The sequence below is a fragment of the Alphaproteobacteria bacterium genome, from assembly GCA_019635875.1.
Lineage (GTDB): Bacteria > Pseudomonadota > Alphaproteobacteria > Reyranellales > Reyranellaceae > JAFAZJ01.
Window position 1 is genome coordinate 985,945 of sequence record JAHBYP010000001.1, and the last position, 25,625, is coordinate 1,011,569.

Annotated in this window: 33 protein-coding genes; 15 read left to right on the top strand and 18 right to left on the bottom strand. The window is 68.7% G+C overall.

Annotation, left to right across the window (positions count from 1 at the left end; genetic code table 11):
* Positions 1-161 precede the first annotated feature (161 nt).
* Positions 162-629, top strand: coding sequence for a hypothetical protein (locus KF889_04945; protein ID MBX3498770.1), 468 nt, complete (start codon positions 162-164; stop codon positions 627-629).
* Positions 630-689: 60 nt separating this feature from the next.
* Positions 690-896, top strand: a complete 207-nt coding sequence (locus tag KF889_04950) for a hypothetical protein (GenBank protein ID MBX3498771.1) — start codon at positions 690-692, stop codon at positions 894-896.
* A 9-nt stretch (positions 897-905) separates the two neighbouring features.
* Here the strand turns inward: KF889_04950 and KF889_04955 are convergent, their stop codons facing one another.
* The 3 genes from KF889_04955 to KF889_04965 form a co-directional block, all read right to left on the bottom strand.
* Positions 906-1,421 (bottom strand): flavin reductase family protein, encoded by a 516-nt coding sequence (locus KF889_04955; protein ID MBX3498772.1) that lies wholly within the window; start codon positions 1,419-1,421, stop codon positions 906-908.
* A gap of 70 nt (positions 1,422-1,491) precedes the next feature.
* Complete coding sequence (locus KF889_04960; GenBank protein MBX3498773.1) at positions 1,492-2,544, bottom strand: LLM class flavin-dependent oxidoreductase; 1,053 nt, start codon at positions 2,542-2,544, stop codon at positions 1,492-1,494.
* A gap of 17 nt (positions 2,545-2,561) precedes the next feature.
* Positions 2,562-3,014: a MarR family transcriptional regulator gene (locus KF889_04965; protein MBX3498774.1), complete on the bottom strand. Its 453-nt coding sequence runs from the start codon at positions 3,012-3,014 to the stop codon at positions 2,562-2,564.
* A gap of 84 nt (positions 3,015-3,098) precedes the next feature.
* Between KF889_04965 and KF889_04970 the strand changes: the two genes are divergently transcribed.
* Positions 3,099-4,046 carry a CHAD domain-containing protein gene (locus KF889_04970; GenBank protein MBX3498775.1) on the top strand — a complete coding sequence of 316 codons (948 nt, stop codon included), beginning with the start codon at positions 3,099-3,101 and terminating at the stop codon, positions 4,044-4,046.
* Positions 4,043-5,239: a GTP-binding protein gene (locus KF889_04975; protein ID MBX3498776.1), complete on the top strand. Its 1,197-nt coding sequence runs from the start codon at positions 4,043-4,045 to the stop codon at positions 5,237-5,239. The genes KF889_04970 and KF889_04975 overlap by 4 nt, the downstream gene beginning before the upstream one ends.
* A 332-nt stretch (positions 5,240-5,571) precedes the next feature.
* Here the strand turns inward: KF889_04975 and leuA are convergent, their stop codons facing one another.
* Both leuA and KF889_04985 read right to left on the bottom strand, forming a co-directional pair.
* Entirely contained in the window at positions 5,572-7,260 is a 1,689-nt protein-coding gene (gene leuA / locus KF889_04980) for a 2-isopropylmalate synthase (protein ID MBX3498777.1), read from the bottom strand.
* Between the two features lie 371 nt (positions 7,261-7,631).
* The gene (locus KF889_04985) at positions 7,632-8,309 is read right to left on the bottom strand and encodes a hypothetical protein (protein ID MBX3498778.1); all 678 of its coding nucleotides are present in this window, start codon (positions 8,307-8,309) and stop codon (positions 7,632-7,634) included.
* 142 nt (positions 8,310-8,451) lie between these two features.
* Between KF889_04985 and KF889_04990 the strand changes: the two genes are divergently transcribed.
* Both KF889_04990 and KF889_04995 read left to right on the top strand, forming a co-directional pair.
* Positions 8,452-9,666, top strand: a complete 1,215-nt coding sequence (locus KF889_04990; GenBank protein MBX3498779.1) for an MFS transporter — start codon at positions 8,452-8,454, stop codon at positions 9,664-9,666.
* Between the two features lie 169 nt (positions 9,667-9,835).
* Positions 9,836-10,678 (top strand): universal stress protein, encoded by an 843-nt coding sequence (locus tag KF889_04995; GenBank protein ID MBX3498780.1) that lies wholly within the window; start codon positions 9,836-9,838, stop codon positions 10,676-10,678.
* Between the two features lie 24 nt (positions 10,679-10,702).
* On the opposite strand, the gene KF889_05000 is transcribed toward KF889_04995, so the two are convergent.
* Complete coding sequence (locus KF889_05000) at positions 10,703-10,990, bottom strand: hypothetical protein (GenBank protein MBX3498781.1); 288 nt, start codon at positions 10,988-10,990, stop codon at positions 10,703-10,705.
* A 99-nt stretch (positions 10,991-11,089) separates the two neighbouring features.
* Between KF889_05000 and KF889_05005 the strand changes: the two genes are divergently transcribed.
* Entirely contained in the window at positions 11,090-11,461 is a 372-nt protein-coding gene (locus tag KF889_05005) for a hypothetical protein (protein MBX3498782.1), read from the top strand.
* Between the two features lie 7 nt (positions 11,462-11,468).
* Here KF889_05005 and KF889_05010 read toward each other — a convergent pair whose 3' ends face one another.
* Together KF889_05010 and KF889_05015 are read right to left on the bottom strand one after the other, a co-directional pair.
* A complete protein-coding gene (locus KF889_05010) occupies positions 11,469-11,906 on the bottom strand; it encodes a DUF2852 domain-containing protein (protein ID MBX3498783.1) in 438 nt (145 codons plus the stop codon).
* A gap of 57 nt (positions 11,907-11,963) precedes the next feature.
* Positions 11,964-12,590: a WHG domain-containing protein gene (locus KF889_05015; protein MBX3498784.1), complete on the bottom strand. Its 627-nt coding sequence runs from the start codon at positions 12,588-12,590 to the stop codon at positions 11,964-11,966.
* Between the two features lie 30 nt (positions 12,591-12,620).
* Here KF889_05015 and KF889_05020 point away from each other — a divergent pair, with 30 nt between their 5' ends.
* Entirely contained in the window at positions 12,621-13,622 is a 1,002-nt protein-coding gene (locus tag KF889_05020; GenBank protein MBX3498785.1) for a phosphotransferase, read from the top strand.
* 80 nt (positions 13,623-13,702) lie between these two features.
* Positions 13,703-14,353, top strand: coding sequence for a hypothetical protein (locus KF889_05025; GenBank protein MBX3498786.1), 651 nt, complete (start codon positions 13,703-13,705; stop codon positions 14,351-14,353).
* A gap of 128 nt (positions 14,354-14,481) precedes the next feature.
* Here KF889_05025 and KF889_05030 read toward each other — a convergent pair whose 3' ends face one another.
* The 3 genes from KF889_05030 to KF889_05040 all read right to left on the bottom strand — a co-directional run bounded on the left by KF889_05030 (position 14,482) and on the right by KF889_05040 (position 16,784).
* Positions 14,482-14,862, bottom strand: a complete 381-nt coding sequence (locus tag KF889_05030) for a HEPN domain-containing protein (protein ID MBX3498787.1) — start codon at positions 14,860-14,862, stop codon at positions 14,482-14,484.
* Positions 14,859-15,173 (bottom strand): nucleotidyltransferase domain-containing protein, encoded by a 315-nt coding sequence (locus KF889_05035; protein MBX3498788.1) that lies wholly within the window; start codon positions 15,171-15,173, stop codon positions 14,859-14,861. The genes KF889_05030 and KF889_05035 overlap by 4 nt, the downstream gene beginning before the upstream one ends.
* A 96-nt stretch (positions 15,174-15,269) precedes the next feature.
* Positions 15,270-16,784 (bottom strand): UbiD family decarboxylase, encoded by a 1,515-nt coding sequence (locus KF889_05040; protein ID MBX3498789.1) that lies wholly within the window; start codon positions 16,782-16,784, stop codon positions 15,270-15,272.
* Positions 16,785-16,929: 145 nt separating this feature from the next.
* On the opposite strand from KF889_05040, the gene KF889_05045 reads away from it, so the two are divergent.
* The 4 genes from KF889_05045 (at position 16,930) to KF889_05060 (ending at position 19,256) form a co-directional block, all read left to right on the top strand.
* Positions 16,930-17,241 (top strand): ferritin, encoded by a 312-nt coding sequence (locus tag KF889_05045; GenBank protein ID MBX3498790.1) that lies wholly within the window; start codon positions 16,930-16,932, stop codon positions 17,239-17,241.
* A 44-nt stretch (positions 17,242-17,285) separates the two neighbouring features.
* Positions 17,286-18,026 carry a hypothetical protein gene (locus KF889_05050; GenBank protein MBX3498791.1) on the top strand — a complete coding sequence of 247 codons (741 nt, stop codon included), beginning with the start codon at positions 17,286-17,288 and terminating at the stop codon, positions 18,024-18,026.
* Positions 18,027-18,129: 103 nt separating this feature from the next.
* A complete protein-coding gene (locus KF889_05055) occupies positions 18,130-18,534 on the top strand; it encodes a DUF4170 domain-containing protein (protein ID MBX3498792.1) in 405 nt (134 codons plus the stop codon).
* Positions 18,531-19,256 carry a hypothetical protein gene (locus tag KF889_05060; GenBank protein MBX3498793.1) on the top strand — a complete coding sequence of 242 codons (726 nt, stop codon included), beginning with the start codon at positions 18,531-18,533 and terminating at the stop codon, positions 19,254-19,256. The genes KF889_05055 and KF889_05060 overlap by 4 nt, the downstream gene beginning before the upstream one ends.
* A gap of 117 nt (positions 19,257-19,373) precedes the next feature.
* Here the strand turns inward: KF889_05060 and KF889_05065 are convergent, their stop codons facing one another.
* The 3 genes from KF889_05065 to KF889_05075 are packed head-to-tail and all read right to left on the bottom strand — an operon-like array spanning position 19,374 to position 21,019.
* Entirely contained in the window at positions 19,374-20,117 is a 744-nt protein-coding gene (locus KF889_05065; GenBank protein ID MBX3498794.1) for a hypothetical protein, read from the bottom strand.
* Positions 20,117-20,572: an Hsp70 family protein gene (locus tag KF889_05070; GenBank protein MBX3498795.1), complete on the bottom strand. Its 456-nt coding sequence runs from the start codon at positions 20,570-20,572 to the stop codon at positions 20,117-20,119. The genes KF889_05065 and KF889_05070 overlap by 1 nt, the downstream gene beginning before the upstream one ends.
* 9 nt (positions 20,573-20,581) lie before the next feature.
* Complete coding sequence (locus KF889_05075) at positions 20,582-21,019, bottom strand: CreA family protein (protein ID MBX3498796.1); 438 nt, start codon at positions 21,017-21,019, stop codon at positions 20,582-20,584.
* A gap of 121 nt (positions 21,020-21,140) precedes the next feature.
* Between KF889_05075 and KF889_05080 the strand changes: the two genes are divergently transcribed.
* Positions 21,141-21,566 carry a hypothetical protein gene (locus KF889_05080; GenBank protein MBX3498797.1) on the top strand — a complete coding sequence of 142 codons (426 nt, stop codon included), beginning with the start codon at positions 21,141-21,143 and terminating at the stop codon, positions 21,564-21,566.
* 95 nt (positions 21,567-21,661) lie between these two features.
* On the opposite strand, the gene KF889_05085 is transcribed toward KF889_05080, so the two are convergent.
* The 4 genes from KF889_05085 to ubiA all read right to left on the bottom strand — a co-directional run bounded on the left by KF889_05085 (position 21,662) and on the right by ubiA (position 24,716).
* A complete protein-coding gene (locus tag KF889_05085; protein ID MBX3498798.1) occupies positions 21,662-22,183 on the bottom strand; it encodes a superoxide dismutase family protein in 522 nt (173 codons plus the stop codon).
* A 107-nt stretch (positions 22,184-22,290) separates the two neighbouring features.
* Positions 22,291-23,031: a hypothetical protein gene (locus tag KF889_05090; protein MBX3498799.1), complete on the bottom strand. Its 741-nt coding sequence runs from the start codon at positions 23,029-23,031 to the stop codon at positions 22,291-22,293.
* Positions 23,032-23,127: 96 nt separating this feature from the next.
* Positions 23,128-23,793: a methyltransferase gene (locus tag KF889_05095; GenBank protein ID MBX3498800.1), complete on the bottom strand. Its 666-nt coding sequence runs from the start codon at positions 23,791-23,793 to the stop codon at positions 23,128-23,130.
* Positions 23,793-24,716: a 4-hydroxybenzoate octaprenyltransferase gene (gene ubiA / locus KF889_05100; GenBank protein MBX3498801.1), complete on the bottom strand. Its 924-nt coding sequence runs from the start codon at positions 24,714-24,716 to the stop codon at positions 23,793-23,795. Before ubiA ends, KF889_05095 begins: the two co-directional genes overlap by 1 nt.
* Positions 24,717-24,796: 80 nt before the next feature.
* Between ubiA and KF889_05105 the strand changes: the two genes are divergently transcribed.
* Complete coding sequence (locus KF889_05105) at positions 24,797-25,600, top strand: 16S rRNA (uracil(1498)-N(3))-methyltransferase (protein ID MBX3498802.1); 804 nt, start codon at positions 24,797-24,799, stop codon at positions 25,598-25,600.
* Positions 25,601-25,625 lie beyond the last annotated feature (25 nt).

Genomic DNA, 25,625 nt, shown 5'->3' on the forward strand with positions numbered 1-25,625 from the left:
CTACGCCCCATCGTGAAGGCGGCCGGACCATACTGATGGCTGTCCGTGCTGGCAACTATCGCTCCTTACCGGCGCCGCAATTGGCGCCGCGAAGGGCGTGCGGGAACGTCGGCCCGCGCCGTCACGTTTACCGGGACCCCCGCGTGTGAGGAGGATTCCCCATGAGGAAGAGTGTCCTGGCGCTGGCCCTGGCGACCGCCGCCGGCTCGGCCTTTGCCCAGACAACCACGCCGCCGACGGTCAGCCCCGGCGCCGTGTCGCCGCCTTCGGTCGGCACCGGTGGCGCGACCACGCCGCCAATGACTCCGCCATCGGTCGCCTCGCCCCAGGTCACGCCGCCAGCCAATCCGCCCGGCGTGACCCGGCAAGACCTCGCGACGCCGCCGACGCAGCCATCATCTCCGACATCGCCGATGCCACCGTCGATGACGACCACGCCGCCCGCGGCATCCGGCGGCCTGAGCACTGCTGCCGAGGCGCGGGCTCGCGCGCGCATCGAGCGCGATGGCTACACCAATGTGACCGGCCTGAGCCGGAGCGCCGACGGCGTCTGGCGGGGCACCGCGATGCGCGGCTCGACCTCGGTGCAGGTGATGGTCGACGCCCGCGGCAACGTCACCACCCAGTAGGAGGCCAGCAAGAGGCCGGGGCGGGGCCGCGTCGCGCCATCAACCGGAGGAAGCGGAACCATGGCCAATTCGACCAGCGGCGGCGGCAATGGTGGTCTCTGTTTCATCGTCGGCGCCATCACCATCGCGGTGGTCGTGATCATCGCCATCCTCACCGGCGCGATCAGCATCACCGGCCCGAGCGGCGGAGATGCCCAGACCGGCAAGCTAGACATCACGATCGAGCTGCCGAAGGCGCCGATCCCGCCGCCCGCGCCGCCAAGATAGCGCGATGCCTCAGGACGGCGGCGCGACGCCGCGCAGCACGTCGGCGGGAACGAAGGTGGCATCGGCGTAGAGCAGGGCGACCGCCGTCGGCTCGAGCGCGACATCCATGATCCTGCCGACCACGATGGTATGCGTGCCCGCGACCATGGTGTTCACCGTCTCGCAGGCGAAGGTCACCGGGCAGCCGGCCAGCGCCGGCACGTCGCCGTTCATCGCGCGCCACTCGCCCAGCCCCTCGAAGCGTGCATCGCCCTCGACGCCGTCCATGCCGGCGAAGCGCTCGGCGATCTTGCGGTGCTGCGGCGCCAGCACGTTGACGCAGAATTTCCGGCTGGCCACGATCAGCGGATGGGCGCTGGCGTTGCGGTTGACGCAGACCAGCAGTTGCGGCGGATCGGCCGAGACCGAGCACACGGCGGTCGCCGTCAGCCCGCCGCGCTCGCCGGCATGGCGCGTGGTGATCAGGGTCACGCTGGCCGCCAGGTGGCGCATGCCCTTCTTGAAGGCGACCGCATCGCAGGTCATCGCCGCTTCCTCTCTACGCTGGCCGGCAGAGTGGGCGATGACCCGGCGCGGCGCAACCCGTTGCCGGGCGCTATGCGAAATGCGGAATTACCCTGCGCCCGAACAGCTCGACGGAACGGCGCGCGTCTTCGAAGCCGATGGTGTTGAAGTTCACCTGCAGCGAGGCGATCTCGAAGCTGCCGACCTGTCGCTGGTACGCTGCGATCTGCTCCCGGATGTCCTGCGGCGTGCCGATCCAGGCGGCGCCCTTGGCGATCTGCGATTCGTACGTCTCCTTCGCCAGCCCCGCAATGATCTGGTCGTAGCCGGGATAGTCGGCCGAGCTCGTGCCTGCCGTCCATTCGCCGGCGGCGTCGACCAGAGATCTCAGGTAGCGGATCAGCGGGTCGCGCGCGATCCGCGCGGCCTCCGCGCGGTCCTCGTGGCAGAACATGTGGAAGGCCAGCATGACGCGGCCATCGCCGGGATGGCCGGCGCTCTTCCAGCCCTCGCGATAGAGCGCCAGCAGCTCGGCCATCCGGCCGCCGGCCAGCGGGATCGCCATGACCGAGAAGCCGTTGCGGCCGGCGATGGTGAAGCTTTCCGGCGTGCCCAGGGCGGCGATCCACAACGGCGGGTGCGGGCGCTGCGTCGGGCGCGGCAGCGAGGTGGTCGGCGGGAAGGAATGGAAGCGTCCCTGGCGCACCACGTTCTCCTCCGCCAGCAGCGCGCGCACCTGCTCGATGCCTTCCTCGAAGCGCGCGCGGCTGTCGTCCAGCTTGACGCCGAAGCGGCTGAACTCGTGCGGCAGGAAGGCGCGCGCGAAGCCGACCTCGAGCCGGCCGTCGCTGATGGCATCGAGCATGCCGATCTCGCCGGCCAGCTTCAGCGGATGGTTGAAGGCGGGCAGCACGGCGCCGGTGATCAGCCGCGCGTTCTTCGTGCGCTGCGCGGCGGCAGCGAGGAAGACGATCGGGTTGGGCGAGTAGCCGCCATAGGGATGGAAGTAGTGCTCGACGATGCGGACGTGGCTGTAGCCCAGCGGGTCGGCGAGCGACACCAGGTCGAGGCTCTCGCGGAAATAGGCCTCGGCCGGCTTGTCGTCGGGGCCGACGTCGGGGAAGAACTGGAGGCCGAACTGCATATTAGTAAGTGTACTTACTATCTGCCGCGGGTCAATCGCCGCTCGTCGCCGATATCCACCAGCTTTGCCAGCAGGGCGAGAAGGGTTTTGCGTTCGCGCGCCGCAAGCGGCGCCAGGATGCGGCGCTGGGCGCGGCGCACGGCGGCTTCGGCGGCCGCCAGCAGGCGCGCTCCCCGGGGCGTGAGCGTCAGCACCCGGCTGCGGCGGTCGCGCGTGTCGGGCATGCGGCTCAGCAGACGCCGGCGCGCCAGCCGCACCACGACGTCCCCGATCGTGGCGCGATCGAGCGCGGCCAGCCCGGCCAGCGTCGACTGGTCGATGCCGGGCCTCGCCGCCAGCACCGAAAGCACGGCGTACTGGATCGGGGTGATGTCGTGCGCCGCGCACTCCTCCATGAAGACGGCGACGGCGATCTGCTGGCTGCGGCGGACGAGGTGGCCGGGCTTGCCGTGGAGACTTCGCAGGCTCATGCGCCCACAAGCCGCGCGCGGCCGCTTCCGTCAAGCGGGCGATCACGGTTGATCGTCCGGGCGTGGCAGGGGCACCCTGCGGTCATGGACGAGGAGGAGGCCCGGCCGCCGGCCTACAGCCCCGCCGTGCACGACCTCGTGCGCGCCACCCTGCGCTCGGCCCGCGCCGAGCTGCTGGCCAGCCGTGAGCTGGTGCTGGGAGGCCGCGAGCCCGTGGGTATCCACCGCAGCCGGGTGGCCCTGCGCCGCCTGCGCGCCGCCCTGACGCTGTTTCGCGAGCCGCTGGTCGGCGACCCGGTGCTTGGGCTGCGCGAGGATGCCAAGCGGCTGGCCACCGCCTGCGGGCCGACCCGGGATATCGATGTCCTGCTGGCCGGCGAGTTCGCCCGCGCCGTGACGGCGCTGGCGCAATTGCCGCGTGCCCCCGGCGATCTGGCCGCGCTGCGCGAAACCGCGCTGCGCCTGCGCCGGACCCGCCACCAGCAGGCGCGGGCGGCCCTGTCGGGCGACGCTTTCGAGGCCTTCGACCGCGCGCTGGGCGAGTGGCTCGACCGGCCCGTGTCGGTCGATCCAACCGCGCAGGACATGACGGGCCCGCTGGCGTTCGCCCGTGAGCGGCTGCGGCGGCGGCACAAGCGCATCGCCAAACGCCTCAAGGCACTCGACGAGCTGCCGGCCGAAGCCCGTCACATCCTGCGCCTGGAGGTCAAGAAGCAGCGCTATGCCGCATCGTTCCTGGCGCCGCTTTTTGACCCGGCGGCCGCGCGCGCCTATATCGGGGCCGCGGCATCGCTGCAGGATTCGCTGGGCCTGGCCAACGACCGGGTCGAGGCCATGCGCGTCGTCGGCGAGATCGCCGAGGCGGCGCGCCCGGCCGGGAGGCTGGACTGGGTCGCCGGCGCGCTCAGCGGATGGCTGTCGGCGGCGCCGACGGTGGAGATCGAGGACAAGGTGGCGCGCGCGGCGCGCCGCTTCGCCCGCGTCGAGCGCTTCTGGCGCGGCGGGCAAGAGGACAAGGAGCAGGATAGATGAGCACGACGGCGCCCGAGGAGCGCATTCCGGTATCGGTGCTGACCGGCTTCCTCGGCAGCGGCAAGACCACCCTGCTGCGCGAGTTGCTGCGCAAGCCCGAGATGGGCGACACGGCGGTGATCATCAATGAGTTCGGCGAGATCGGGCTGGATCACCAGCTGGTCGAGAAGTCGAACGAGGAGGGCATGGTCGAGCTCAGCAGCGGCTGCCTGTGCTGCACCGTGCGCGGAGACCTCGTGCGCACCATGGGCGAGCTCTATCTCAAGCGCCAGCGCGGCGAGATCAACGCCTTCAAACGCATGGTGGTGGAGACCACGGGGCTGGCTGATCCGGCGCCGATCATCCACACGCTGATGACCGATCCGCTGCTGTCGACGCGCTATCGGCTCGACGGGGTCGTGACCACCGTCGACGCGGTCAACGGCGCCAGCACGCTCGATAACCACATGGAGTCGGTGAAGCAGGCCGCGGTCGCCGACCGGCTGCTGCTGACCAAGACCGACATCGCCGACGCGCCGGTGGTCGATGAGCTGAAGCACCGGCTGCAGCATCTCAATCCCGGGGCGCGGATGTTCAGCATACAGCACGGCGAGGTCTCGCCGGGCGACATCATGAACGCCGGCCTCTACAACCCCGAGACCAAGAACGCCGACGTCAAGCGCTGGCTGCACGAGGAAGCCTATCTTGGCGACCCGCACCGCCATCACCATCATCACGGCGACGGCCATCACCACCATCATCACGACCACGAGCATGGTCATTCGCACGACCATGGCGACGAACCGAAGGGCGACCAGAACCAGCCCTTTGCCGGACCGGGGCCGGAGCACTACGCCGAGCAGCAGGACCCGCACGACGTCAACCGTCACGACGATCGCATCCGCGCCTTCTGCCTGACCTTCGACAAGCCCTTCGCCTGGGCCACGGTTGCCGGTGCGCTCGACGCGCTGGTGACCTATCGCGGCCCGGACCTGCTGCGCGTGAAGGGCATCCTCAATGTCGCCGAAAGTGACAAGCCCGTCGTGATCCACGGCGTGCAGCACGTGTTCCACCCGCCGGCCGTGCTCGAGAAATGGCCGGACGAGGATCGGCGCTCAAAGATCGTCTTCATCACCCGCGACATCCCCGAAGCCACGATCCGCCGCGTGCTGAAGTCGTTCATCGACGGCGCCGATCAGTGGACCAGCACTTGAGCCCGTGAGGGCCGGCGTCTCGCCGGCTAACAAGAAACCTGTCCGAGGTCAGCCTGCGCTGGCTCGATCTTGGCTCGCCGGCAATAACCCATAGCCCTCCCTCTTGTGTGCAGGGCGATCGCGTATGGCCCTCAAGAGGCTGGGGGCGCGCCACTCCAGTGGCGCGTCTCATCAATCGTCCGCCGCGCCGCTGGAGCGGCGCGCCCCGACCAGGCAGCTTCTTTCAAGGCGCTCGGGCCGCGTCGCTCCAGCGACGCATTTCGCCGGTGACAACTCATGAAAGAGGCCGGCGGGACGCCGGCGCTCTCAAAGAAAAATACTGTCCTCCCCGTTCAATCGACGCGCCTGGGCGTGCCGGCGATGCGGTTGGCGGCGGAGGTCACCGCCTTGAGCGATGCGGCGACGATGTTGGAATCCATGCCGACGCCCCAGACGACGCGGCCGTCGCCGGCTTCCGCTTCGATGTAGCTGACCGCCGTCGCATCGGAGCCCGCGCCGGCGGCGTGCTGGTGATAGTCGCGCACCCTGAGCCGGATGCCGCAGTTATTGACCAGCGCGTCGACATAGGCGGCGATCGGCCCGTTGCCGCTGCCGGTGATCTTCTTCCTGAAGCCGTTGAACTTCACCTCGGCATCGAGAAGACGCTGCTCGGGCGCGCCGGGGTTGGGCACGGTGGTGTGCTCGAAGAACTCCACCGGCATCTTGCGCTGCAGGTACTCGCGCTGGAAGGTCTCCCAGATCAGCGTCGGCTGGATCTCCTTGCCGGTGTCGTCGGCGATCTGCTGGATCACCTTTGAGAACTCGACCTGCAGCATGCGCGGCATGTCGATGCCGTAGTCGGCTTTGAGGATGTAGGCGATGCCGCCTTTGCCCGACTGGCTGTTGATGCGAATGATCGCCTCGTAGCTGCGCCCGAGATCCGCGGGGTCAATCGGCAGGTAGGGCACCTCCCAGATCTTGCTGTTGGAGGATTGCAGCGCCTTGAAGCCCTTGTTGATCGCGTCCTGGTGCGAGCCCGAGAACGCGGTGAACACCAGGTCGCCGCCATAGGGGTGGCGGGGGTGCACCGGCAGCTGGTTGCAGTACTCCACCGTCTGGCGGATCTCGTTGATGTTGGAGAAGTCGATCTGCGGATCGACGCCCTGGGTGTACATGTTCAGCCCCAGGGTCACGAGGTCGACGTTTCCGGTGCGCTCGCCGTTGCCGAACAGGCAGCCCTCGATGCGATCGGCGCCGGCCATGAAGCCCAGTTCCGCCGCCGCCACGCCGGTGCCGCGGTCGTTATGCGGGTGCAACGAGAGGACGATCGAGTCGCGGTACTTGAAGTTGCGGTGACACCATTCGATCTGGTCGGCGTAGATGTTGGCCGAGGCCATCTCCACCGTCGCCGGCAGGTTGATGATCATCTTCTTCTGCGGCGTCGGCCTGTAGACGTCGCCTACGGCCGCGCAGATGTCGCGCGCAAACTCCAGCTCGGTGCCGGTGAAGCTCTCGGGCGAGTACTCGTAGACCCACTCCGTGCCGGGATCGGCATCGGCCAGCTGCTTGACCAGCTTCGCCCCCGATACGGCGATGTCGATGATGCCGGCGTAGTCGAGGCCGAACACCACCCGGCGCTGCAGGGTCGAGGTCGAGTTGTAGAGATGGACGATGGCCCGCTTCGCGCCGCGACAGGCCTCGAAGGTGCGCTCGATCAGCTCGGGCCGGCTTTGCGTCAGCACCTGGATGGTGACGTCATCCGGGATCATCTTCTTCTCGATCAGCTCGCGCACGAAGTCGAAATCGGTCTCCGACGCGGCGGGAAAGCCGACCTCGATCTCCTTGAAGCCCATGTCGCAAAGCAGCTTGAACATCCTGCTCTTACGGTCGGAATCCATCGGCTCGATCAGCGCCTGGTTGCCGTCGCGCAAATCGACCGCGCACCAGATCGGCGGCTTGGTGATCACCACGTTGGGCCATTTCCGGTCCCTGATGTCGATCGGCTTGAAGGGGACGTACTTGTCGCTGGCCCCGGGCATCATCGGTTTCTGTGCCATGTCTCTCTCCTGCGGCCCCGCGGGGCGGCGAATGTCGTGAAGCGTCGTGCGGTCCGGGGCGGGGCGCGCCGGACCACGGGCTCGCGGGCGAACGGCTGAACCGCGCTCAGGCCCGCAAGCCGCCGCTAAGTCGCAGCGACGGCCTCGCGCCCGTCGAAAAGGCTAGGGAAATGAAGGACATGATCGGGAACCGGAAGCGGTAGAGACGACGGAGCGACCAGGGCGCGGGCGCGCGCCCGACCGGCCTCAAAGGCCGGCGGCGATAAGTCGAAGGCTCCGCAGTCGCCAGATCATGGGCCGGCAAGCTAACGCCCGGCGCGTGAAAGTCAACCGCCGGGACACCGGCCGTTGGCAGCCTAGCGTGTGAAGCCCTCGATGAACTGGGTGATCCAGGCCAGCGCCTGGCGGCTGTATTGGCCGTTGAACATCGCCTGGTCGAGGATGATGGCGCCGATCACGATCGGCAGCAGCGGGAAGCCGCCGCGCTTGCGCCTGGCCGGCTCGCTGGGCGGCACGTCGCGGATGGTGGTCGCCGAGGCGGCCGTGCCGGGCTGGCGCGCCCAGGGCCCGTTCGCCGTTCCGCCTGTGCCGACATGCTGGCCGCCAACCCAATGGCCGACCGGGTTGGTGGCGCTCATCTGGGCCATGGCCGCGCGGCGAACCCGGCGGATCCAGCTGACGACGACGAGCACGATGATGCCGATGAATACGAGTGGAATGGCGGCGAAGACCAGCGGCAGCCATTCCGGCATGCCGCCGGCGCTCTGGGTCGGCCTGCTCGGGGTCGGTCTGCTCTGGCTTGGGCGCGTCGGCTGGGTCGAAGGGCTTGTCGATTGCGAGGGCCGGCTCCTGGTCGAGGGTTCGCCGGGCTTGGTCGGCGTCAGAACGATCGGCGCATTGGCGACATAGCGGTCGTAGGCGATGCCGCCGCCGATCGCGAGGACCGCGACGACCACGAACAGGACGATCGGCCAGCGCGAGCTGCGCTGGGTGTCGATCACGGGATTCGTCGGCGGACGTTGGTAGGTAGCCATGGCCTCGCTGCCCTTTTCTTGGGGTTCGCCGTCAGCATCCTGCGCGTTGGCGGGTCCGCTGTCGACAGGTGACGCGCCATCGTCGACAGTCGACCCGCCCGATATGTCCCCGCCGCTGCTGCCCCGCCTGCTGATACCGCGCTTGCCCTTCTTTTATGGCTGGGTCGTGCTGGGCTGCGTCTGCCTCGCCGGCTTCGCCCGCCAGGGGCCGTCCGTGGCGGTGTTGTCGATCTTCGTCACGCCGATGACCGAGCATTTCGGCTGGTCGCGCACGGCCATCGCCGGCGCGGTCTCCGTGGGCGGCGTGCTGGCGGCGGTGATCTCGCCGATCATCGGCCCGATGCTCGACCGCCAGGGCGCGCGGCTCGTGCTGACGCTCGCCGTGCTGTTCTCCGGCATCGCCTGCATGGGGCTGTCGCTGATTCAGTCGCTGCCGGTGTTCTATCTGGTGTTCTGCTTCGCGCGCATGATCTGGGCCGGGCCGTTCGACCTCGGCCTCTACGGCGCGCTCAACGCCTGGTTTGTGGCCCATCGCGCCTTCGTCACCTCGATCGCCACAGTGGCGCAACTCGGCGGGCTGATCGCCTTGCCGCTGATCGCGCAGTTCGCCATCGGCGCTGGCGACTGGCGCGACGGCTGGATCGCGGTCGGTGCCACGGTACTGATCGTCGGCTTCGTGCCGAGCTGGCTGCTGCTGGTGCGGCGGCCGGAGGATGTCGGGCTGGTGCCCGACAGGCTGGCCTCGGCCGGCACCGCCGCGACACCGGCCGAACCGCGCTTCAGCCGCGTCCAGGCGATGCGCACGCCGGCCTTCTGGCTGCTGTCGCTGTACACCGTGCTGGTCTATCCGGTGCAGGCCGGCGTCAGCCTGCACCAGGTGCCACACCTGATCGAGCGCGGGATCTCGCCGTTGGTCGCCGCCTCGGTGGTCGGCGTCTTCTCCTCGCTCTCGGCGGTGGCGACGATCGGCTTCGGCTATCTCGCGCGGCGCGGGCCGATCCGCTACTCGATGGCGCTGGCGGCGATCCTGCTGGCGGCGGGCAGTCTCGGCCTGATCTGGGTCCACGGCGCATGGGCTGCCTATCTCGCTGCCGGCGCCTTCGGCATGGGCATCGGCGGAGTCCTCACCCTGCTGCCGATCGCCTGGGCCGACTATTTCGGCCGCGAGAGTTACGGTGCGATCCGCGGCGTGGCCCTGTCGCTGCAGGTGCTGGCCCAGGCGGTGGGCCCGGTGCTGTCGGGCATGCTGCGCGACGGCAGCGGCGACTATGTGCGCTCGTTGATTGTCTTCGGAACGCTGTCGGCGCTTGCGGTCCTGGCGGCGCTGGCGGCGCAAAGGCCGCGCCTCGCGGGTTAGCCGCGACCTGACAAGGCAGAGGCGGTCGCCGAATCGTCATGGGGTGCAGCCGGCGAATTGACGCCCGGCGCGGCGCGCGTAGTGTGTAGTTGGGTGGACCCGGCACCAAGTCCGGGACGCCCACAGGGAGTACCAACGGCCGCCGAAGTGCGGCACAGGAGGCGTCGTCATGAACACCATCCTCGCCCTGGCGTGGAGCGGCGATGATCTGTCGGCCTTCGAGGTCGCCGCCAATCTCGCGCACGACATGAGCAGCCATGTGATCGGGCTCGAGCCGCCGTCCTATCGCGCGGTCAGCGTGGCCTGGGCCGATGTCGGCATGGGTGGGCCATTCGACATGCCGATGGCCGACGACGAGGAGGACCGCAAGCGGGTCGAGGCGCTGCGAGAGGGCTTCTTCCGCGCCATGGACGCAGCCGGCGTGCCGCGGGCGGGCTCGGCCGAGGCGCAGGACGGTGCCTTATGGCGCGAGCTGAAGCAGGCTGCGCCGCTGGAGATCGGCTCGGTCGGCCGCGCCGCCGAGCTGATCGTCGTGCCGCAGCCTGGCGGACCGGCCAAGGTGCCGGAGAGCCTGTTCGAGGGTGCGCTGTTCGAGTCGGGCCGGCCGGTGCTGATGGTGCCGGCGGGCAAGCATCCCACGGTCGGCAAGCACATGGTGGTCGCCTGGAACGCCTCGACCGAGACGGCGCGCTGCGTGGCGATGGCCATGCCGCTGTTCCGCCGCGCCGAGAGCATCGAGGTGATCAGCGTCGACGGCGCCATGGTCGACGGGCCGAGCGGCGCCGACCTGGCTGTGTCGCTGAGGCGGCGCGGCCTGAAGGTGACGGCGCGACATCTGCCGGCCGGCAACAAGGCGCCCGGGCCGACGATCATCGAGGCGGCGCAGGCCTCAGGCGCCGACATGATCGTCAAGGGCGCCTATACGCAGAGCCGCTTGAGGCAGATGATCTTTGGCGGCCTGACCCGCCACCTCATCCTGTCGTCGCCGGTTCCGGTGCTGTTCTCGCATTGAGGCGAAGCCGGCGCCGACCCAGGGTCAGCGCAGCGGGATCACCGCGCCGAACGACAGCACCGGCCGGACGGGCACGGCATAGACCGGCGCCGGGGCGTAATACACCGGAGCCGGAGCGTAGTAGATCGGCGCCGGGTAGTGGTGGACGTGGATGCGGCGTGGCGGCGCGTGGTGATAGTGGTGATGGACCTGCTTGTGGCCGCCGCGCCAATGCTTGTGACCCTTGTCGCGGGCCTCCGCGACGCCGGCGGTGCTGAGCGCGACAATGAAAGCGCCAGCCGCGGCAAGTGCCACCGAAGTCTTCGCCATCATGGTTCGCCTCCTTGCTGGGAGCCGAACGTGGGTGCCGATTGAGGCAGAAAAAAGGGCACGGCCTGTGGCCGACTTGTGACTGGAGCGGGAGGTGGGGCGATGGGCGAACGTCAGCGCCTGATGATCGAGCCGGCGGCCCGCGACCTGCAGGCGCGCAGCGGCGGCGACGCGATCTGCACCTTCACGGCGACCAACGCCGCCGGCGAGGAGGTCTGGATCCAGCTGATCGAAGGCGGCTCGCTCAACACCCAGTATCCCCCCGACGAGGAGCCGATGAAGCGGCTGGGCATTCTGGGGGTCTTCGGCACCCTGAAGGCGCCGCTGATCGAGTGGGAGGCCGGCAATTTTGCGACATTCGATGTTTCGGGCATCGCCTCTTGGGACGTCGCCTTCGTCGTTGATCAGCTTTTCGTCAGATTGCTGAAGTGCGACGACGCCGGGTACGAGCCGGCGTCGTCTGTCGAGGCGTAGGTCGCGCTTACGACTGGGGCGCGGGTGGCGCGGGTGGCGGCGCCTGGGGCGGCTCGCTGGGCCGGTTGCGGCGGTCGGCCATGAACTGGTCGAACTCGGCCTTGTCCTTGGCGGCACGCAGCTTGTCGAGGAAGTCGCGGAACTCGCGCTGGTCCTCCTCGAGGCGGCGCAGCGTCTCCTCGCGATACTCGTCGAAGGCGACGTTGCCGCTCGACTGGTAGGCACCCCAGCTGCGCTTCCACGCCCTGTAATGATCCTTGGCGCGCATGCCGTCCGGCATGTGCCAGCGGCCGGCGTGGCAGTGTCTCCAGCTACCCATGCGTCCACTTCCTTTCATGTAGAACAGGATGGCCAGCCCGATCGGCCAGAAGACAACGAAGCCGGCGACCATCAGGGCGATCCAGGCGGGCTTGCCCCAATCGTCGAGTTTCTGCACCAGGCCCATCGAGCCCCTCCATGTTAATGTTAACGACATTTACATTGGGGTAGCCGCTTGGGGATGTCAAGCCCTGCCCAGGCCCAGACCGTTCAAATAAACCAGCACCGCCGACTCCAGCAGCTCGTCGGCGTCCATCGGCAGCTTGCGTCGGCCCTGATCGCCGCGGCCAAACAGCGAGGCGATGCCGTGGGCGATCGACCAGATGTGCAGGCTGACCATCAGCACCGGCGGCCGCTTGCCCGGCGGCAGAAGCGCGCAGAGCGTCTCGGCGGCCGCGCGCAGGACATTGAAGGCGCGGTCCCCGGCGGCGCGCAGCTCCGCCGTGGCGTCGGGCGACAGGCCCGATTCGAACATCGCAGAGTAGTAGGCGTGCTCGGTCCGGGCGAAGCGCAGATAGGCGCGGCCGAGATTGTTGAAGGCGATCATCGGCTCGGGCTTGCCGTCGTTCCACGCCTTGGCCAGCACCGTCTCGAAGCGCTCGAAGCCCTGGACCGCGACGTCGGCCATCAGCGCGTCGCGGTCGCGGAAATGCCGGTAGGGCGCTGCTGCACTGACGCCCGCCGCGCGCGCCGCCTCGGCGAAGGTGAAGCCCGCCGGGCCTTTCTCGCCGATCAGCGCGCGCGCCGCATCGATCAGCGCCTGACGCAGATTGCCGTGGTGATAGCCGCGCTCGCGGTCTTTCCAGCTCATGTTAAGGGAGTTTACATTGAAGCCGCCGCCATGGATACGACGCTGCCCGACCGGCTGCTGGATTACCTGCGCCAGACCCTGGGCGCGGCCATCGGCTACGCCGCGGCACCGGCGCGGCTGAACGGCGGCTTCGATACCACGATTCTGGCGTTCAGCCTCGCTGGCGCGCCGGCCGATTGGCAGGGCGGCCTGATCCTGCGCCTGATGGCACACCCCCGTCTGGCCGGTCGCGTGCGCCGTGAGGCGGCAACGCACGATGCGCTCACCGGCGCGGGCTTCGCCGCGCCGCGCGTGCTGCGGGCCGAACCCGACCCCGCGCCGCTGGGCCGCCCCTTCCTGATCATGCGGCGGCTGGCTGGCGGCAACATGGGCGCCGGCGGGCCCGCTTCGATCCTGCGCGCGCCGCGCGTGCTGGCGACGGCGCAGGCGGCGCTGCATCGCGTGCCTGCCGCCGCCCTGCGCGAGAGCGCACGTCGGCACGGCGTCGATCCGGCGATATTCACGCTCGAGGGCGAGGTGCGGCGCCTGGCGGCGCGCATCGCCGAATCCGGCCTGTCCGGCCTGTCCGGCCTGGGCGCCGGCGCGGCGTGGCTCGTGCGTCACCGGCCGCCGCCGGCCGAGGCGGAGGTGATCTGCCACGGCGACTACCATCCGTTCAATGTGATGCTGGACGGCAAGCAGGTCTCGGGCGTGATCGACTGGTCGCAGGCGATCCTTGCCGAGCCGGCCTTCGACGTCGCCGCGACGCGGGTCGTCCTGCGCTTTCCCTATCTCGGCGAGCCGCGCTGGGCGCGCTGGCCCTTCGGCCTGGCGCGGACGGTCTTCCTGCGCAGCTACACGCGCGCCTATCGCGCCGCGCGGCCGTTCGAGGAGCGCAACCTCGGCTACTTCGAGGCCATGCGGGTGCTGCACGCGCTCGCGGTGGCCGGCGAAACGCCGCCCTCGCCGCGAGACCCGTGGAACCAGCCGCATACCCTGGCGGCGCTCTACCGCCACTTCGAGACCATCAGCGGCGTGCGGGTACGTATCTGAGCCGAATCGACGTCCGACTTGGACACGGCGCGAGGCGAGCGTATACTCACTTCTGGCGAGACACGTCCAGGAGCAGATCAATGGAAGCCCTCAATGCGCGACGCCGCTACGTCCTCGACGTGATCGTCCCGCAAGTCGTCCCCAGCAGCTACGGCGACGCGAAATTCAAGCTGATCGACGCCAACTGGGCCCCGGGCAAGGGCTACACGACCTGCGGCGGTTTGACCTCGCATATCACCAACCAGCTCGGCGTGACCACAAAGCTGATCGCCGAGGGCATCATCGGATCGGGCCTCGCCAGCCTGCGCGACGCCGCCCTCAAGCAGAACGCCTGGGTCCATCACGACCTGACGCTGCGCTTCCTTGCCGGCGGCATGAACCTCGAAAGCTCGATGAACCGGCCCAAGCCCGGCGATCTCTACATGCTGTGCAGCGGCGAGGAGAGCTCGCACAAGACCTTCTGCAACTGCCTGTCGACCAAGGCCCATGGTCGTGTCGCCAAGATCGAGCATGTCGGCGTCATCGTCAGCTCGCAGGGCAACGTCTGGAAGACCGCCGACGCGGGCCAGCCGAACGGCAACGTGCAATGCGCCAAGTACTGCGACCGCACCTTCAACCCGGCCACGGGCCTGCTGACCGGCGAGTTCGACGGCAAGGGCGGCCGCCCGATGCGCCGGCTGTGCGGCTGGCTCGACATCGACAAGTATCCGTTCACGAAGTTCGCGAGCTAGCACGCGCTGCGCCCGAGCCTGCTCCTCCCGGCAAACGGACTGCTGCGGCGAATTCGGCGGCAAGCGTGGCTGCCCTATGCGTTGCCTGTGCGGCTGGACGGGTGTCGACGAGCTTTCGATTCAGAAGTTCAGGGAGTGAGCAAGCGTCGGCAAAGGGCGACGAAGGCTTCCGCATCGGCGAGAGCGGCTTCGGCGTCGTTGTGGTCGAATTGCGGCAGGTCGTCGTAGTCGGCCGCCAGCCGTCGTGCGAGCGAGGCACCAAGCAATCCGGCGATCTCGTGGTCGGTCGGCGCCTGGTCTTGCGCCAGGCGACTGAAGACCGAGATCAGTCCATCGTGGGTCTTCGGTCGAGCTCCGGTACGTTCCTCGACGAAAGCGCGCGCGACCCAGAACATCGCATAGTAGCTGCCGTGAATCGTTGTCTCCGGACGATTCAGGCGAAGCGTCACCCGACTGGTGGTCAACGCATCCGAGGCACGCGCAAGTGCCTGCGCTGATTTCGGCGTCACGCCGCGATTCCGTCCTCGGCCACGCTGGTGGTCAGCGCGGAGCCGTCATTAATTCGCGCCAGCGGCAACAGGATGAACTGAACCAGCAGGCCGACCTCGGCAGTCATGTCGAAGCTGATCAGGCCCAGCTTGCGCCAATCATTCGGCGTTGGCCTGTCGTGGACGAACACGGCGATGTCCCAGTCCGAGTCCGCACGCGCATCGCCCCGGGCGCGAGAGCCGAACAGCACGACGTGCGCGATCCGTCCCGGCAGTGCCGCTTCGGCGCGTCGCTTGAACTCGCGGACGATTGAAAGATCGGGGCTAAGCATAACTCAGTCTACCATAGTCCCTAGCATGCTGATCGGCGAGTTCGACGGCAGAGGCAGTTGCCCGATGCGCCCGTAGCCGAATCTCAAGTATTGAGCCTAGGGAGTTAGATTCAGCGTCTCCCAAAGATTGTCTATCCGTCTGATTGTGGACTCCTCCATCGCGATCTTGGTGCCCCATTCGCGGTTGGTCTCGCCCGGCCATTTGTTGGTGGCGTCGAGGCCGATCTTCGACCCGAGCCCCGACACCGGGCTGGCGAAATCGAGATAGTCGATCGGCGTACTCTCGACCGTGGTGATGTCGCGTGCCGGATCCATGCGGGTGCTGATCGCCCACATCACGTCCTTCCAGTCGCGCGCGTCGATGTCGTCGTCCACGACGATCACCCACTTGGTATACATGAACTGCCGGAGATAGCTCCAGGTGCCCATCATCACGCGCTTGGCGTGGCCGGCGTAGGCCTTCTTCATCGAGACGACGGCGATGCGATAGGAGCAGCCCTCGGGCGGCAGCCAGAAATCGACGATCTCCGGGAATTGCTGGCGCAGCAGCGGGATGAAGACCTCGTTGAGCGCCTCGCCCAGCACCGAGGGCTCGTCGGGCGGCCGGCCGGTGAAGGTCGAGAGATAGATCGGGTCGCGCCGCATGGTCATGGCGCTGATGGTGAAGACCGGGAACTGCTCGACGCTGTTGTAGTAGCCGGTGTGGTCGCCGTAGGGCCCCTCGTCGCGATAGTCGTCGAGGCTGACATGGCCCTCGATCACGATCTCCGCTTCCGACGGCACCTTCAGCGGCACGGTCTTGCAGTTGACCAGGTCGACCTTGCGCCCGCGCAGCAGGCCGGCGAACTGGTACTCCGACAGCGTGTCGGGCACCGGCGTCACGGCGGCGAGGATGGTGCCGGGGTCGGCGCCGATCACCACCGCCGCCGGCAGGGGCTCGCGCTTGCCCGCCTTCTGCCAGCGCTGATGGTGCTGCGCGCCGCCGCGATGCTTGAGCCAGCGCATCAGAGTCTGGTTACGGTTCAGCACTTGCATGCGATAGATGCCGAGGTTGAAGCTGTCCTGGCGGTCGCCCTTCGGGTTCGGGCCCTGCGTCACCACCAGCGGCCAGGTGATCAAGGGCGCCGGCTCGCCCGGCCAGCAGGTCTGCACCGGCAGGCGTGAGAGGTCGATGTCGTCGCCCTTGAGCACGATGTCCTGGCACGGCGCGCTGCCGCCCAGGATGCCTTCACCGATGGTGCGCGGCTTCATCGCCATCACGGTGCGCAGGAGCGGCAGCATGTCGAGCGCCTCGCGCCAGCCGCCCGGCGGCTCGGGCTGGCGCAGGAAGGCCAAGGTCTCGCCGACCTCGCGCAATTGGTGCGGCTCGCGATCCATGCCCCAGGCGACGCGCTCGACCGTGCCGAAGAGGTTGACGAGGACCGGCATGTCGTAGCGCGAGCCGTCGTCGCGCACGGCGTTCTCGAACAGCACCGCCGGGCCCTTGCGCGCCAGCAGGCGGCGATGGATCTCGGTCATCTCCAGCTTCGGCGACACCGGCGCCTTGACGCGCACCAGCCGGCCCTCGCGCTCGAGGCGGGCGATGAAGTCGCGAAGCGAGGCGTAGGGCATGGTCGGGTCCGGCCGCTGTGTCGGGCTCGTTATAGCCGAGTGGTTTGCCGAGGGCTCAGGGAACCTCACACCGCCCCGGCGGTTCTAACCCATCGGCGAGGCGGGTTCTCCGCCGTCGCCCCGACCCGGCCACGGACGGAATCCCATGTCGAGCGAGGACCTGCACGCGCCGCGCGAGCGGCTGAGCCCCAAGACCCTGGCGATGCACCAGGCGATCGTGTCGCTGATGGAGGAGCTCGAGGCCGCCGACTGGTATCGCCAACGCGCCGACGACTGCGACGATGCGGCGCTGAAGGCCATTCTGCTGCACAACATGCGCGAGGAGATCGAGCACGCGGCCATGGCGCTGGAGTGGCTGCGCCGCAACGACGCCGACTTCGACAGGCAGCTCAGGACCTACCTGTTTTCCGAGGGCGACATCACCCGGATCGAAGAGAAGGACGAGAAGAGGGGGTAATCACGGTGGTATAGTGCCCCGGCGCCACGTCACGGGGATTGTCTATGCCGGTCCTGCTCGGCCTCATGTACGCGCTGAACATCGCCTGCATCGTCCATTCGATCCGCTCCGGACGGGCCAACTACTGGATCTACATCCTCGTGCTGGTGCCGGGCGTCGGCTCGCTCTGCTACCTCTTCATGGAGCTCCTGCCCTCGGCCCGCGGCACGCGCACGGGACGGACGGTGGAAGTCGGCCTGCGCCGTGCCATGGATCCCGATCGGGCGCTGCGCGAGCGCCAACTCGAATGGGATCGCACCGGGACGGCCAAGGCCGGCATGGAGCTGGCCGAGGAACAGGCGGCGCGCGGCAACCACGCGGCGGCGCGTCTGCTCTACGCGCAGATCATGACCGGGATGTACGAGTTCGATCCGGCGATGCTGATCGGTCGCGCCCGGGCGGAGTTCGCGGCCGGCGACTTCGCCGCGGCGCGCCGCTCGCTCGAGCTGGTGCAGCAGCACAATCCCGGCCATGTATCGCGCACGGGCCATCTGCTGTACGCCCGCGCGCTCGAGGCGCTGGGCGAGATCGGCAAGGCGACCGAGGAATACGAGGCGCTGGTGCCGATCTACCCGGGCCCCGAGGCCAAGGCGCGTTTCGCGTTGATGCTGGAGGCCAACGGCCAGGCGAGCCGTGCGCGGACGCTGTTCGCCGAGCTGGTGCGCACGCAGGACCAGTGGCGGCAGAGCCTGCTGCCGGAGGACCGCGAGTGGTTCGACCTGGCGCGGCGCAAGGTGGGCCAGTAGCTGTCATCCCGAGCGCAGCGAGGAATCCATGGCCGGCCTGGATCACTCGCTGCGCTCGGGATGACAGCGAGGCTATGTTGCGGTTCCGGACTAGGACGAGGGCATGAAACGCTACTGGGTCGTCGGCGGCGAGTACGTCGATACGAGCTTCACCACGCTGGCGCCGGGCAAGCGCGAGGAGCGGCTCGGTCCCTTCGACAGCTACAACGAGGCGCTGAAGGCATGGTCGGGCCGCGCCTGGTCGACCGTCGACAGCGCCCAGACGCGCTACGTGCTGCTGACCGAGGATGTCGGCACCCAGGCCGAGACGCTCTACTGGGTGGTCGGCGGCGAGTTCGCCGACACGTCCTTCAGCAAGCCCGCGGCGGGCAAGCGGCTAGAGCGCATCGGCCCGTTCCGGACGCGGCAGGAGGCGCACAAGGTGTGGCAGGGCAAGGCCTGGTCGACCGTCGACGACGCGCTCTGCCAGTACCGCATCGAGATCGAGACGCACGTCGAGGACGATTGAAAGCCCCGGCCGAGTTCGAGGACCTGCTAACGCGCGAGGGACGGCGCGTGCTGGCCGGCACGCATGCGCTTGTCGGTGCGCTCGCCGATCCGCGAACGCGCTTCCTGTCGATCGACGGACTGATCGATCGCAGCAAGGCAGCGCGACTGCGCACGCTCCTGGACCGGACGCTGACGCCTGCGCTGCAGCGCATCGACCGGCCGATCCCGCCCGACACGATCTGGAGGATGCGCGAGGACTACGCCGAGATGCTGCCGAAGGCGACGCGCGCCTCGACCGTGTATTTCGATCGGGATGACGAGCCCGGCGTGCGCGTCGCGCGGCGCATCGGCCTGGACGCGCTGCTGCGCTCCGGCAGTTTCCGCGCCTTTGCCCAGGCTCTGGCCGGCCGCGCGCTGGCGACGAAATTCGGCCGGCAGGTGCTGTGCTACGGCCCCGGCGACTATGCCGGTCCGCACAACGATCATCACCCCGGCAACGCCCGGGCACGATCGGGCTACATCGACCTGCATCTGTCGCTGTCGAGTCCGGCGGTCGCGCATCAATGGCTGGTCCACGCCAGATCGGGGCATCTCAGCGAGATCGTGCCGGTGCACGGCGCGGCCACGCTGACGGCCTATCGCCTGCCGTTCTGGCACTACACCACGCCGCTGGTCGCGAAGCCGGGCCAGGGTGCGAAGGCGCGCCGCTGGGTGCTGCTCGGCACGTTCCTGTTCAGGTGATCCAGGGATGATCGCTTTAACCTGCAATCCCGAGCGCAGCGAGGGGTCCAGGGAAGCTGCCTGAATTCCTCGCTGCGCTCGGGATGACAGGGCGGTGCCGAATTCGGGCTCGTCGCTCTAGTCGTACTCGTTGATGATCGTCTGGAGCTGCTTCGTGTCGACCGAGCGGCGCGTGTCGAAGGTCTGGCCCTTGCTGTCCCTGCCGATCGCGATCAGCGCAATATCGGCCCGGCCCATGCTGTCGATATCGAGGATCGCCTGGCGCGCCGCCTCGATGATGCGCACCGTGGCGTCGTCAGTCTCGCAATCCCCTGGCGGCATGTCCTCGAACACCTGGTCCTCGAGCCATGCCGCCAGCGTGCGTACGCGCGGCGCGTCGCGGCGCCATTCGGTCATCTCGAGCACGTCGTAGTCGCTCAGATGAGCAACGGCACGCTCGAGCTGGGGAATATCGACCTCGCGCCGGAAGTCGCGCGAGCCGGCGGCGTCGACGACGAGTGCGGGCAGATCGACCACGCCACGCCCCTGCGCGAGAATCACCGGCATGACGGCGCGCGCGGCGTCGGCGATGCGTCGTGCCGGCCCGGGCGCTTCGACAGCGACGCCGATCTCCTCCGACGCCTCCGCTTCCAGCCAGTCGGCGAAGTGCTGGAGGGGTTCCTCCACGCCTTCCGCCTTGAGCATGTCGCCGGCGCTCAGATCGTAGGTCGTGTCGGGCTGCGCCGCCGCCGCCGTCCGCGCGGCGGACGACGACAGAGCCTGCCGCGGCGCGTCGATGACGATGCCGCGGCGCCGGTTCAGCAATGAGAACACCGCAACCGCCGACACGACCACGACGCCGGCGATGAGCCAGACCTCCATCATGCCCTCCAGTGGCGCGCGGCCTCGACGAGCGTGGCGCCGTCAACGGTGAGGTCGATATGCCGGGGCCCCTCACGGTCGGCGGCGATGTAGGGCAGGGTGATGCGGGCGCGACCCTGTTCCTGCAGCTCCGGCCAGGCCTTGCCGGCGGCCTCGGCGATGCGCGTGACGGCCATGCGGTCGGCGGCGAGATCGATGCCGGTGTCCTTCGTGGCGCGTCGGATCAGCCATTCCGCGAGCGCGCCAATCTGCGCGTTGCGCGTGGTGTCGGCGGCGTAGCGGCCGGCGCTCACGCCCTCAGGCGCCATGTCCCAGCGCTTCTCGCCGCCGGGCGGCGCAGGTGCCTTGGGCGGCGCCGCCGCCACAACCTCGTTCCTGGGCCGGCGCAGGGCACGCAAAGCCATGGCGGCGGCGACGACAACGACAGCGGCGAGGATGAGCCAGATCAGTCCCATCCGCCCAGTCTACAACGGGCGGTTCACCGGCACGACACTGATCGAGTTGCGCGGCTGGCCGTCGACCACCTTGTCGGTATAGGTCAGGTAGACCAGCACGTTGCGCTTGGCGTCGTAGAACCGCACGACCTGGGTGCGCTTGAAGATCAGCGAGGCGCTGGCGCTGAAGACCTCGCGGCCGTTCTTCAGCTTCTTGACCTTCTCGAGGTCGATGGCACCGACCTGACGGCAGGCGATCGAGGCTTCGCCGGGATCCTCGGCAAGGCCCAGCGCCCCCTTTATGCCGCCGAGCTCGGCGCGCGAGAGGTAGCAGGCGACGCCCGGCACCTCGGGATCGTCGAACACCTCGACCTTGATCCTGTCGTTGGGCCCGACCCATTTGAAGCGATAGCTGGCGGCGCCGATGTCCTCGGCGGCGACGTCCAGCGCGACCGACCCGAACGCCATTCCGGCGAGGGCGGCAGCGAGGCGGACGAGGCGGCGATTCATGACGGACTCCCTGTGGGCGCGCGGACTGGGCGCTGTCAGGATATGTGCGCGGTGCTCAGTGGCGGCAAGGGAGGCGCGCATGCGCGGGATGGTCGGGGCGATGCTGGCCGGCTGGCTCTGCCTGGTGGATGGCGCCGTGGCCCAGGAGCCGCGTTTCGACGTCGCCGCCGAGCAATGCCGGCCCTACCGCAAGGGAGTGATCGACCGGCAATGGCAGGTCAGCGCGCCGCGCTCGCAGCAGCGCATCGGCCAGACGATGACGCTGGGGCTGCGCGACAAGCACGGCGAGGCCGCGCAGCGGGTCGTCGTGCGTGCCCGTATCGTCGGCGCCGCCACCCGTCTCGACTCGAAGCCGGTCGCCGTCGTCGCCGACAATTTCGCCGACGTCGAGTTTCCGCGCGATTTCCCGCCGACACAGCCGCTGCCGCCGGGGGCCTACACGGTCTTGTGGCTGCTGGCCGAGACCGGCGGCTTCCTCGCCTGCGACGGCTTCGTCGTTCGGTAGAGGAAGATGCTTCCTCTGTCATCCCGAGCGCCGCGAGGGATGACAGCATTGATCCTTTCTGGGACCGCCGGCGGTCCCAGAAAGACGGCCGTGGCCTATTCGGTGATGATCCCGCAGACGATCCGGTCTCCGGCGTTGCCGGCGGGATCGCTCTTGTGGTCGTCGGGACCGGCGTGGATCACGATCGCCGAGCCGTCGGCGTCGAACACGGAGTTCGGCCGGCCTTTGACCAGCGAGATCGCCGTGTTCAGGACATCCACGGTCAGTTCACCATTGGCGGGAATGTGAAGGTTCGGCATGTCGCCGGCGTGGGCGCCGTCGGCGGCCGCGAGACCATGCTTCTTGCCGCCGGGATTGAAGTGGCCGCCCGCCGAGGTGAAGGGCGGTTCGCACTTGCCGACGGCATGGATGTGGAAGGCGCGTTCGCCCGGCGGCAGGCCCTTCACCGACAGCCTGATCAGCACGCCGTTGCCGGTCTGCGCGAGATTGACGGTGCCGACTTCCTTTCCGGCGGCATCCTTGAGCGTCGCCTTGGCGACCTGCGCCGCAGCGGGGAGCGCGAGACATGCCGGGGCGAGTAGCGCTGCGGTGGCGAGCGCCAAGCGAACAACTCTCATGGAATCTCCCTGCGCCAGTGTTGAAGCGGCAATCGCCGCCCACCATTGCCCGAGGCGCCGGCCGGATCAAGCCGCGCGACGTGGCGACGGCGCAATGACGCGCGCGCTCAAACGGGCTTAAGGCCTTCCTTGGGAACTTCGCCGCCGGCCTCTTTCACGGCGGCGCGGTAGTGCGCCTCGCTGTCGAAGGGCTCGTACTTCGGGTAGTCGCGCGGCGCGCGCTTCGCCGGCTCGCCGGTCGAGGGATCCAGGAACATCGGCTTGCCGTCGCGGCCGATCACCGGGATGACGCGGCCCCAGCGGCTGAAGACGCGGCGCATCGAGGCCGAGAAATCGACATAAGTGTCGAACTCGAGCTGGTCCTTGGCGAAGATCGCCTCGAAGGTCGCCATGAACTCGTCGACGAAGGGCTTCTCGACCAGGCCCATGTTCGAGATCATCCAGCAACGATCCTCGAACACCCAGTAGACGCTCAGCCCGATGAACTCCTTCTGCCGCGTGAAATAGGGGAAGAACGGGAAGGCGCGGCACGCCAACGTGCGGTTGTGGCGCTCGCAGAAGGCCGCGCCCTTGCACTCAACGGCGCAGGCGCCGTTGTGCAGGTCGGCGACGATCTGGCGCGTAGCGGCGTCGTAGGGCTTGAAGCGGTGCCACAGATCGGTGCGGGTCTTGAGGAAGGCGAACTCGCTCTTCTCGACCACTGGCACGGCCATCTGCGTCGAGCAGCAATAGGGCGAGCCGTTGTTGAGCGGCGAGCATTTCTTGCCGCAGTCGAATCGCGATACCGGCGCCTCGAAGCCCTCGTAGAGCTTGGCGAAATCCTCGGGCTTCAGCTTCGGTGACGGCATGCGGCTCTGGATGTGTTGGGCGGAACGCGGCTCGCTTGTAGCGCTTCCGATTGTTAAGAACCAGTTACGGATTTATTGCCCATGCGGTGCGAATGGTCATGGAAGCACGCGCCACACCATAGTTTCGCGCAGACCCCGGTTCTCGAGCTGCAGCGAGGTGGGGATATCATAGCGTGCCAGCTCCTCGAGCCGGTCGGCCGTGAAATAGTTTCGGCCAGGATCGCCCAACAGCACCAGCCGGCCCTTGGACGCGTGGCCGCGCAGCCAGTCCATGGCCCGCGCCGTCATCTCGCGCTCGTAGCAGACGTCGCCGGCAATCACGATCTCGGCCTCGGGCAACCCTGAAGGTCCCTGCAGCCAGTCGCTGTCGCTGGTCTCGATGCCGAGCGCGTTGGCTTCGGCGTTCAGCCGCATGGCGGCGATCGCCACTGGATCGATCTCGTTGGCGACGACGCGCGCCGCGCCGCAGCGTGCGGCGGCCAGGCTGGCCACGCCGCAGCCGGCGGCGAAATCGATCACGTGCCTGCCCTGCACCATCCCCGGATGGTCAAGCAGATAGCGTGCCATGGCCTGCCCGCCGGGCCAGCAGAACGCCCAGTAGGGCGGATCGACGTTCTGCTTCTCCAGCCAGTCCTCGGTGGCCTGCCAGATCGGCAGGTACTCCGCCGCCAGCCACAGCCTCAGCTCCGGCACCATCGCCGGCGTGCCGAGCGCGGTGTAGGTGCGGATGAAGGCGGCGGGATCCCCGGGCGCGCGCGCCATCAGAAGCGTGCCGCGAGAATGCCGATCAGCAGGATCCAGCCCAGCCAGCGATTGGACCGGAACTTGTGCAGGCAGTCGGCGGGATCGTGCGGCTTCACCGTGCCGACCTGCCAGGCGAGGTGCGCGGCCACGCCGGCCAGGCCAAGCCAGTACGGCCAGTCGATCCCGGCCAGCCAGCCGGCGATGCCGAAGCAGGTCACGGTGACGGCGGCGAACAGGGTCAGCCAGGCTTGCGGCGCATCCTGGAAGCGGCGCGCGGTGGAGCGCACGCCGACGATGGCGTCGTCGCGCTGGTCCTGCATGGCGTAGATCGTGTCGTAGACCAGCGTCCAGGCGATGCCGCCGGCATAGAGCGCCAGCGCCGCCGGCGAGACGCGCGCATTGGCCACCACGTCGCCCATCAGCGCGCCCCAGTTGAAGGCGAGACCCAGCACGACCTGCGGCCACGAGGTCACGCGCTTCATCAGCGGATAGATGGCGATGACCAGCAGCGAGGCAAGGCCGACGACGATGGCGTTGAGGTTGAACGAGGCGAGCACGGCGGCGCCGATGGCCGCCTGCAGCACCAGCCAGGCGAGCGCCTGCTTCGGCGTGGCCTCGCCGGCGGGCAGCGGCCTGTCGCGCGTGCGCTCGACCTGGGCGTCGATGTCGCGGTCGAGCAGGTCGTTCCAGGTGCAGCCGGCGCCGCGCATGGCGATGGCGCCGATCAGGAACAGCGCCATCCAGGTCGCCCAGGCGAGGATCTGCTCGCGCGTCTGCAGCGGCGCGAACAGGCTGATCGACCACCAGCAGGGTGCCAGCAGCAATCGCCAGCCGATCGGCCGGTCCCAGCGTGCCAGCCTGCCGTAGGGCCGTGCCCAGGCCGGCAGCAGGCGCAGGGTCCAGTGCTGTGGCCTGATGTCGGTGAAGCCGCCGGCGGTCATGTCGCCATCATGGTGAGCGGCAGTGCTATGCTCAATCGTTCAAACCCGGTGAAGCCCGTGATGCGTCGTTCGGTCCCGAGATGACTCCGCGCCTGTATGTCGAAGACGACCTCGCCCAGGGCGCGAATGTCGCGCTCGACGGCCCGCGCGCGCACTACCTGCGCGACGTGCTGCGGCTGGCCGTCGGATCCGACGTGGTGCTGTTCAACGGCCGCGACGGCGAGTGGCTGGCTGAAGTCACGGCGATGACCCGGCGATCGCTCGATCTCGGCATCGTGATGCAGACGGGCCGCCAGGTCGCCGGGCCGGATCTGTGGCTGTGCTTCGCGCCGGTGAAGAAGGCGCGCATCGACTTCATCGCCGAGAAGGCGACCGAGCTCGGCGTCTCGGCGCTGGTGCCGGTGGTCACGCGGCGCACCCATGTCGGGCGTGTCAACGTCGAGCGGCTGCGCGCCAACGCCGTCGAGGCGGCCGAGCAGACCGAGCGGCTGACCATACCCGAGGTGCGCGCGCCGGTGACGCTGGAGCGGCTGCTGCGGGGCTGGCCGGCTGGGCGGCGGCTGCTGGTCGCCGACGAGACCGGCGGCGGCCGGCCGATCCTCGATGCCTTGCGCGACGCGCAGCCGGGACCCTGGGCGGTGCTGATCGGCCCCGAAGGCGGCTTCACGCGCGAGGAACTCGATCGCGTCGCGGCCCTGCCCGGCGTGCTGCCGGTCGGGCTGGGCCCGCGCATCCTGCGCGCCGACACCGCCGCGCTCGCCGCGCTCGCCTGCCTGCAGGCGGCGATCGGCGACTGGCGCGACTCCACCCCCAGGCGTTACCCGGACTATGAGGCGAGCCTCGAACGAGGAAACCTTATGCGAGGCAGCGGCGAGCAAGGTTGAGCGCGGCCTCAGGGCTTGCTAGCTA

Bases quoted from the DNA above. Each gene is read 5' to 3' on its own strand.
- KF889_05025 (MBX3498786.1), top strand. From the start codon at position 13,703: ATGGAAGCCCTCAATGCGCGACGCCGCTACGTCCTCGACGTGATCGTC.
- KF889_05035 (MBX3498788.1), bottom strand. From the start codon at position 15,173: ATGCTTAGCCCCGATCTTTCAATCGTCCGCGAGTTCAAGCGACGCGCC.
- KF889_05080 (MBX3498797.1), top strand. From the start codon at position 21,141: ATGCGCGGGATGGTCGGGGCGATGCTGGCCGGCTGGCTCTGCCTGGTG.
- KF889_05050 (MBX3498791.1), top strand. From the start codon at position 17,286: ATGCCGGTCCTGCTCGGCCTCATGTACGCGCTGAACATCGCCTGCATC.
- KF889_05020 (MBX3498785.1), top strand. From the start codon at position 12,621: ATGGATACGACGCTGCCCGACCGGCTGCTGGATTACCTGCGCCAGACC.
- KF889_04955 (MBX3498772.1), bottom strand. From the start codon at position 1,421: ATGACCTGCGATGCGGTCGCCTTCAAGAAGGGCATGCGCCACCTGGCG.
- KF889_05015 (MBX3498784.1), bottom strand. From the start codon at position 12,590: ATGAGCTGGAAAGACCGCGAGCGCGGCTATCACCACGGCAATCTGCGT.
- KF889_05090 (MBX3498799.1), bottom strand. From the start codon at position 23,031: ATGCCGTCACCGAAGCTGAAGCCCGAGGATTTCGCCAAGCTCTACGAG.
- KF889_05075 (MBX3498796.1), bottom strand. From the start codon at position 21,019: ATGGCGTTCGGGTCGGTCGCGCTGGACGTCGCCGCCGAGGACATCGGC.
- KF889_05005 (MBX3498782.1), top strand. From the start codon at position 11,090: ATGGGCGAACGTCAGCGCCTGATGATCGAGCCGGCGGCCCGCGACCTG.
- KF889_05045 (MBX3498790.1), top strand. From the start codon at position 16,930: ATGTCGAGCGAGGACCTGCACGCGCCGCGCGAGCGGCTGAGCCCCAAG.
- KF889_04965 (MBX3498774.1), bottom strand. From the start codon at position 3,014: ATGAGCCTGCGAAGTCTCCACGGCAAGCCCGGCCACCTCGTCCGCCGC.
- KF889_04975 (MBX3498776.1), top strand. From the start codon at position 4,043: ATGAGCACGACGGCGCCCGAGGAGCGCATTCCGGTATCGGTGCTGACC.
- KF889_05040 (MBX3498789.1), bottom strand. From the start codon at position 16,784: ATGCCCTACGCCTCGCTTCGCGACTTCATCGCCCGCCTCGAGCGCGAG.
- KF889_04995 (MBX3498780.1), top strand. From the start codon at position 9,836: ATGAACACCATCCTCGCCCTGGCGTGGAGCGGCGATGATCTGTCGGCC.
- KF889_05000 (MBX3498781.1), bottom strand. From the start codon at position 10,990: ATGATGGCGAAGACTTCGGTGGCACTTGCCGCGGCTGGCGCTTTCATT.
- KF889_05055 (MBX3498792.1), top strand. From the start codon at position 18,130: ATGAAACGCTACTGGGTCGTCGGCGGCGAGTACGTCGATACGAGCTTC.
- KF889_04945 (MBX3498770.1), top strand. From the start codon at position 162: ATGAGGAAGAGTGTCCTGGCGCTGGCCCTGGCGACCGCCGCCGGCTCG.
- KF889_04970 (MBX3498775.1), top strand. From the start codon at position 3,099: ATGGACGAGGAGGAGGCCCGGCCGCCGGCCTACAGCCCCGCCGTGCAC.
- KF889_04950 (MBX3498771.1), top strand. From the start codon at position 690: ATGGCCAATTCGACCAGCGGCGGCGGCAATGGTGGTCTCTGTTTCATC.
- leuA (MBX3498777.1), bottom strand. From the start codon at position 7,260: ATGATGCCCGGGGCCAGCGACAAGTACGTCCCCTTCAAGCCGATCGAC.
- KF889_05065 (MBX3498794.1), bottom strand. From the start codon at position 20,117: ATGGAGGTCTGGCTCATCGCCGGCGTCGTGGTCGTGTCGGCGGTTGCG.
- KF889_04960 (MBX3498773.1), bottom strand. From the start codon at position 2,544: ATGCAGTTCGGCCTCCAGTTCTTCCCCGACGTCGGCCCCGACGACAAG.
- KF889_05070 (MBX3498795.1), bottom strand. From the start codon at position 20,572: ATGGGACTGATCTGGCTCATCCTCGCCGCTGTCGTTGTCGTCGCCGCC.
- KF889_04985 (MBX3498778.1), bottom strand. From the start codon at position 8,309: ATGGCTACCTACCAACGTCCGCCGACGAATCCCGTGATCGACACCCAG.
- ubiA (MBX3498801.1), bottom strand. From the start codon at position 24,716: ATGACCGCCGGCGGCTTCACCGACATCAGGCCACAGCACTGGACCCTG.
- KF889_05085 (MBX3498798.1), bottom strand. From the start codon at position 22,183: ATGAGAGTTGTTCGCTTGGCGCTCGCCACCGCAGCGCTACTCGCCCCG.
- KF889_05105 (MBX3498802.1), top strand. From the start codon at position 24,797: ATGACTCCGCGCCTGTATGTCGAAGACGACCTCGCCCAGGGCGCGAAT.
- KF889_05095 (MBX3498800.1), bottom strand. From the start codon at position 23,793: ATGGCGCGCGCGCCCGGGGATCCCGCCGCCTTCATCCGCACCTACACC.
- KF889_05010 (MBX3498783.1), bottom strand. From the start codon at position 11,906: ATGGGCCTGGTGCAGAAACTCGACGATTGGGGCAAGCCCGCCTGGATC.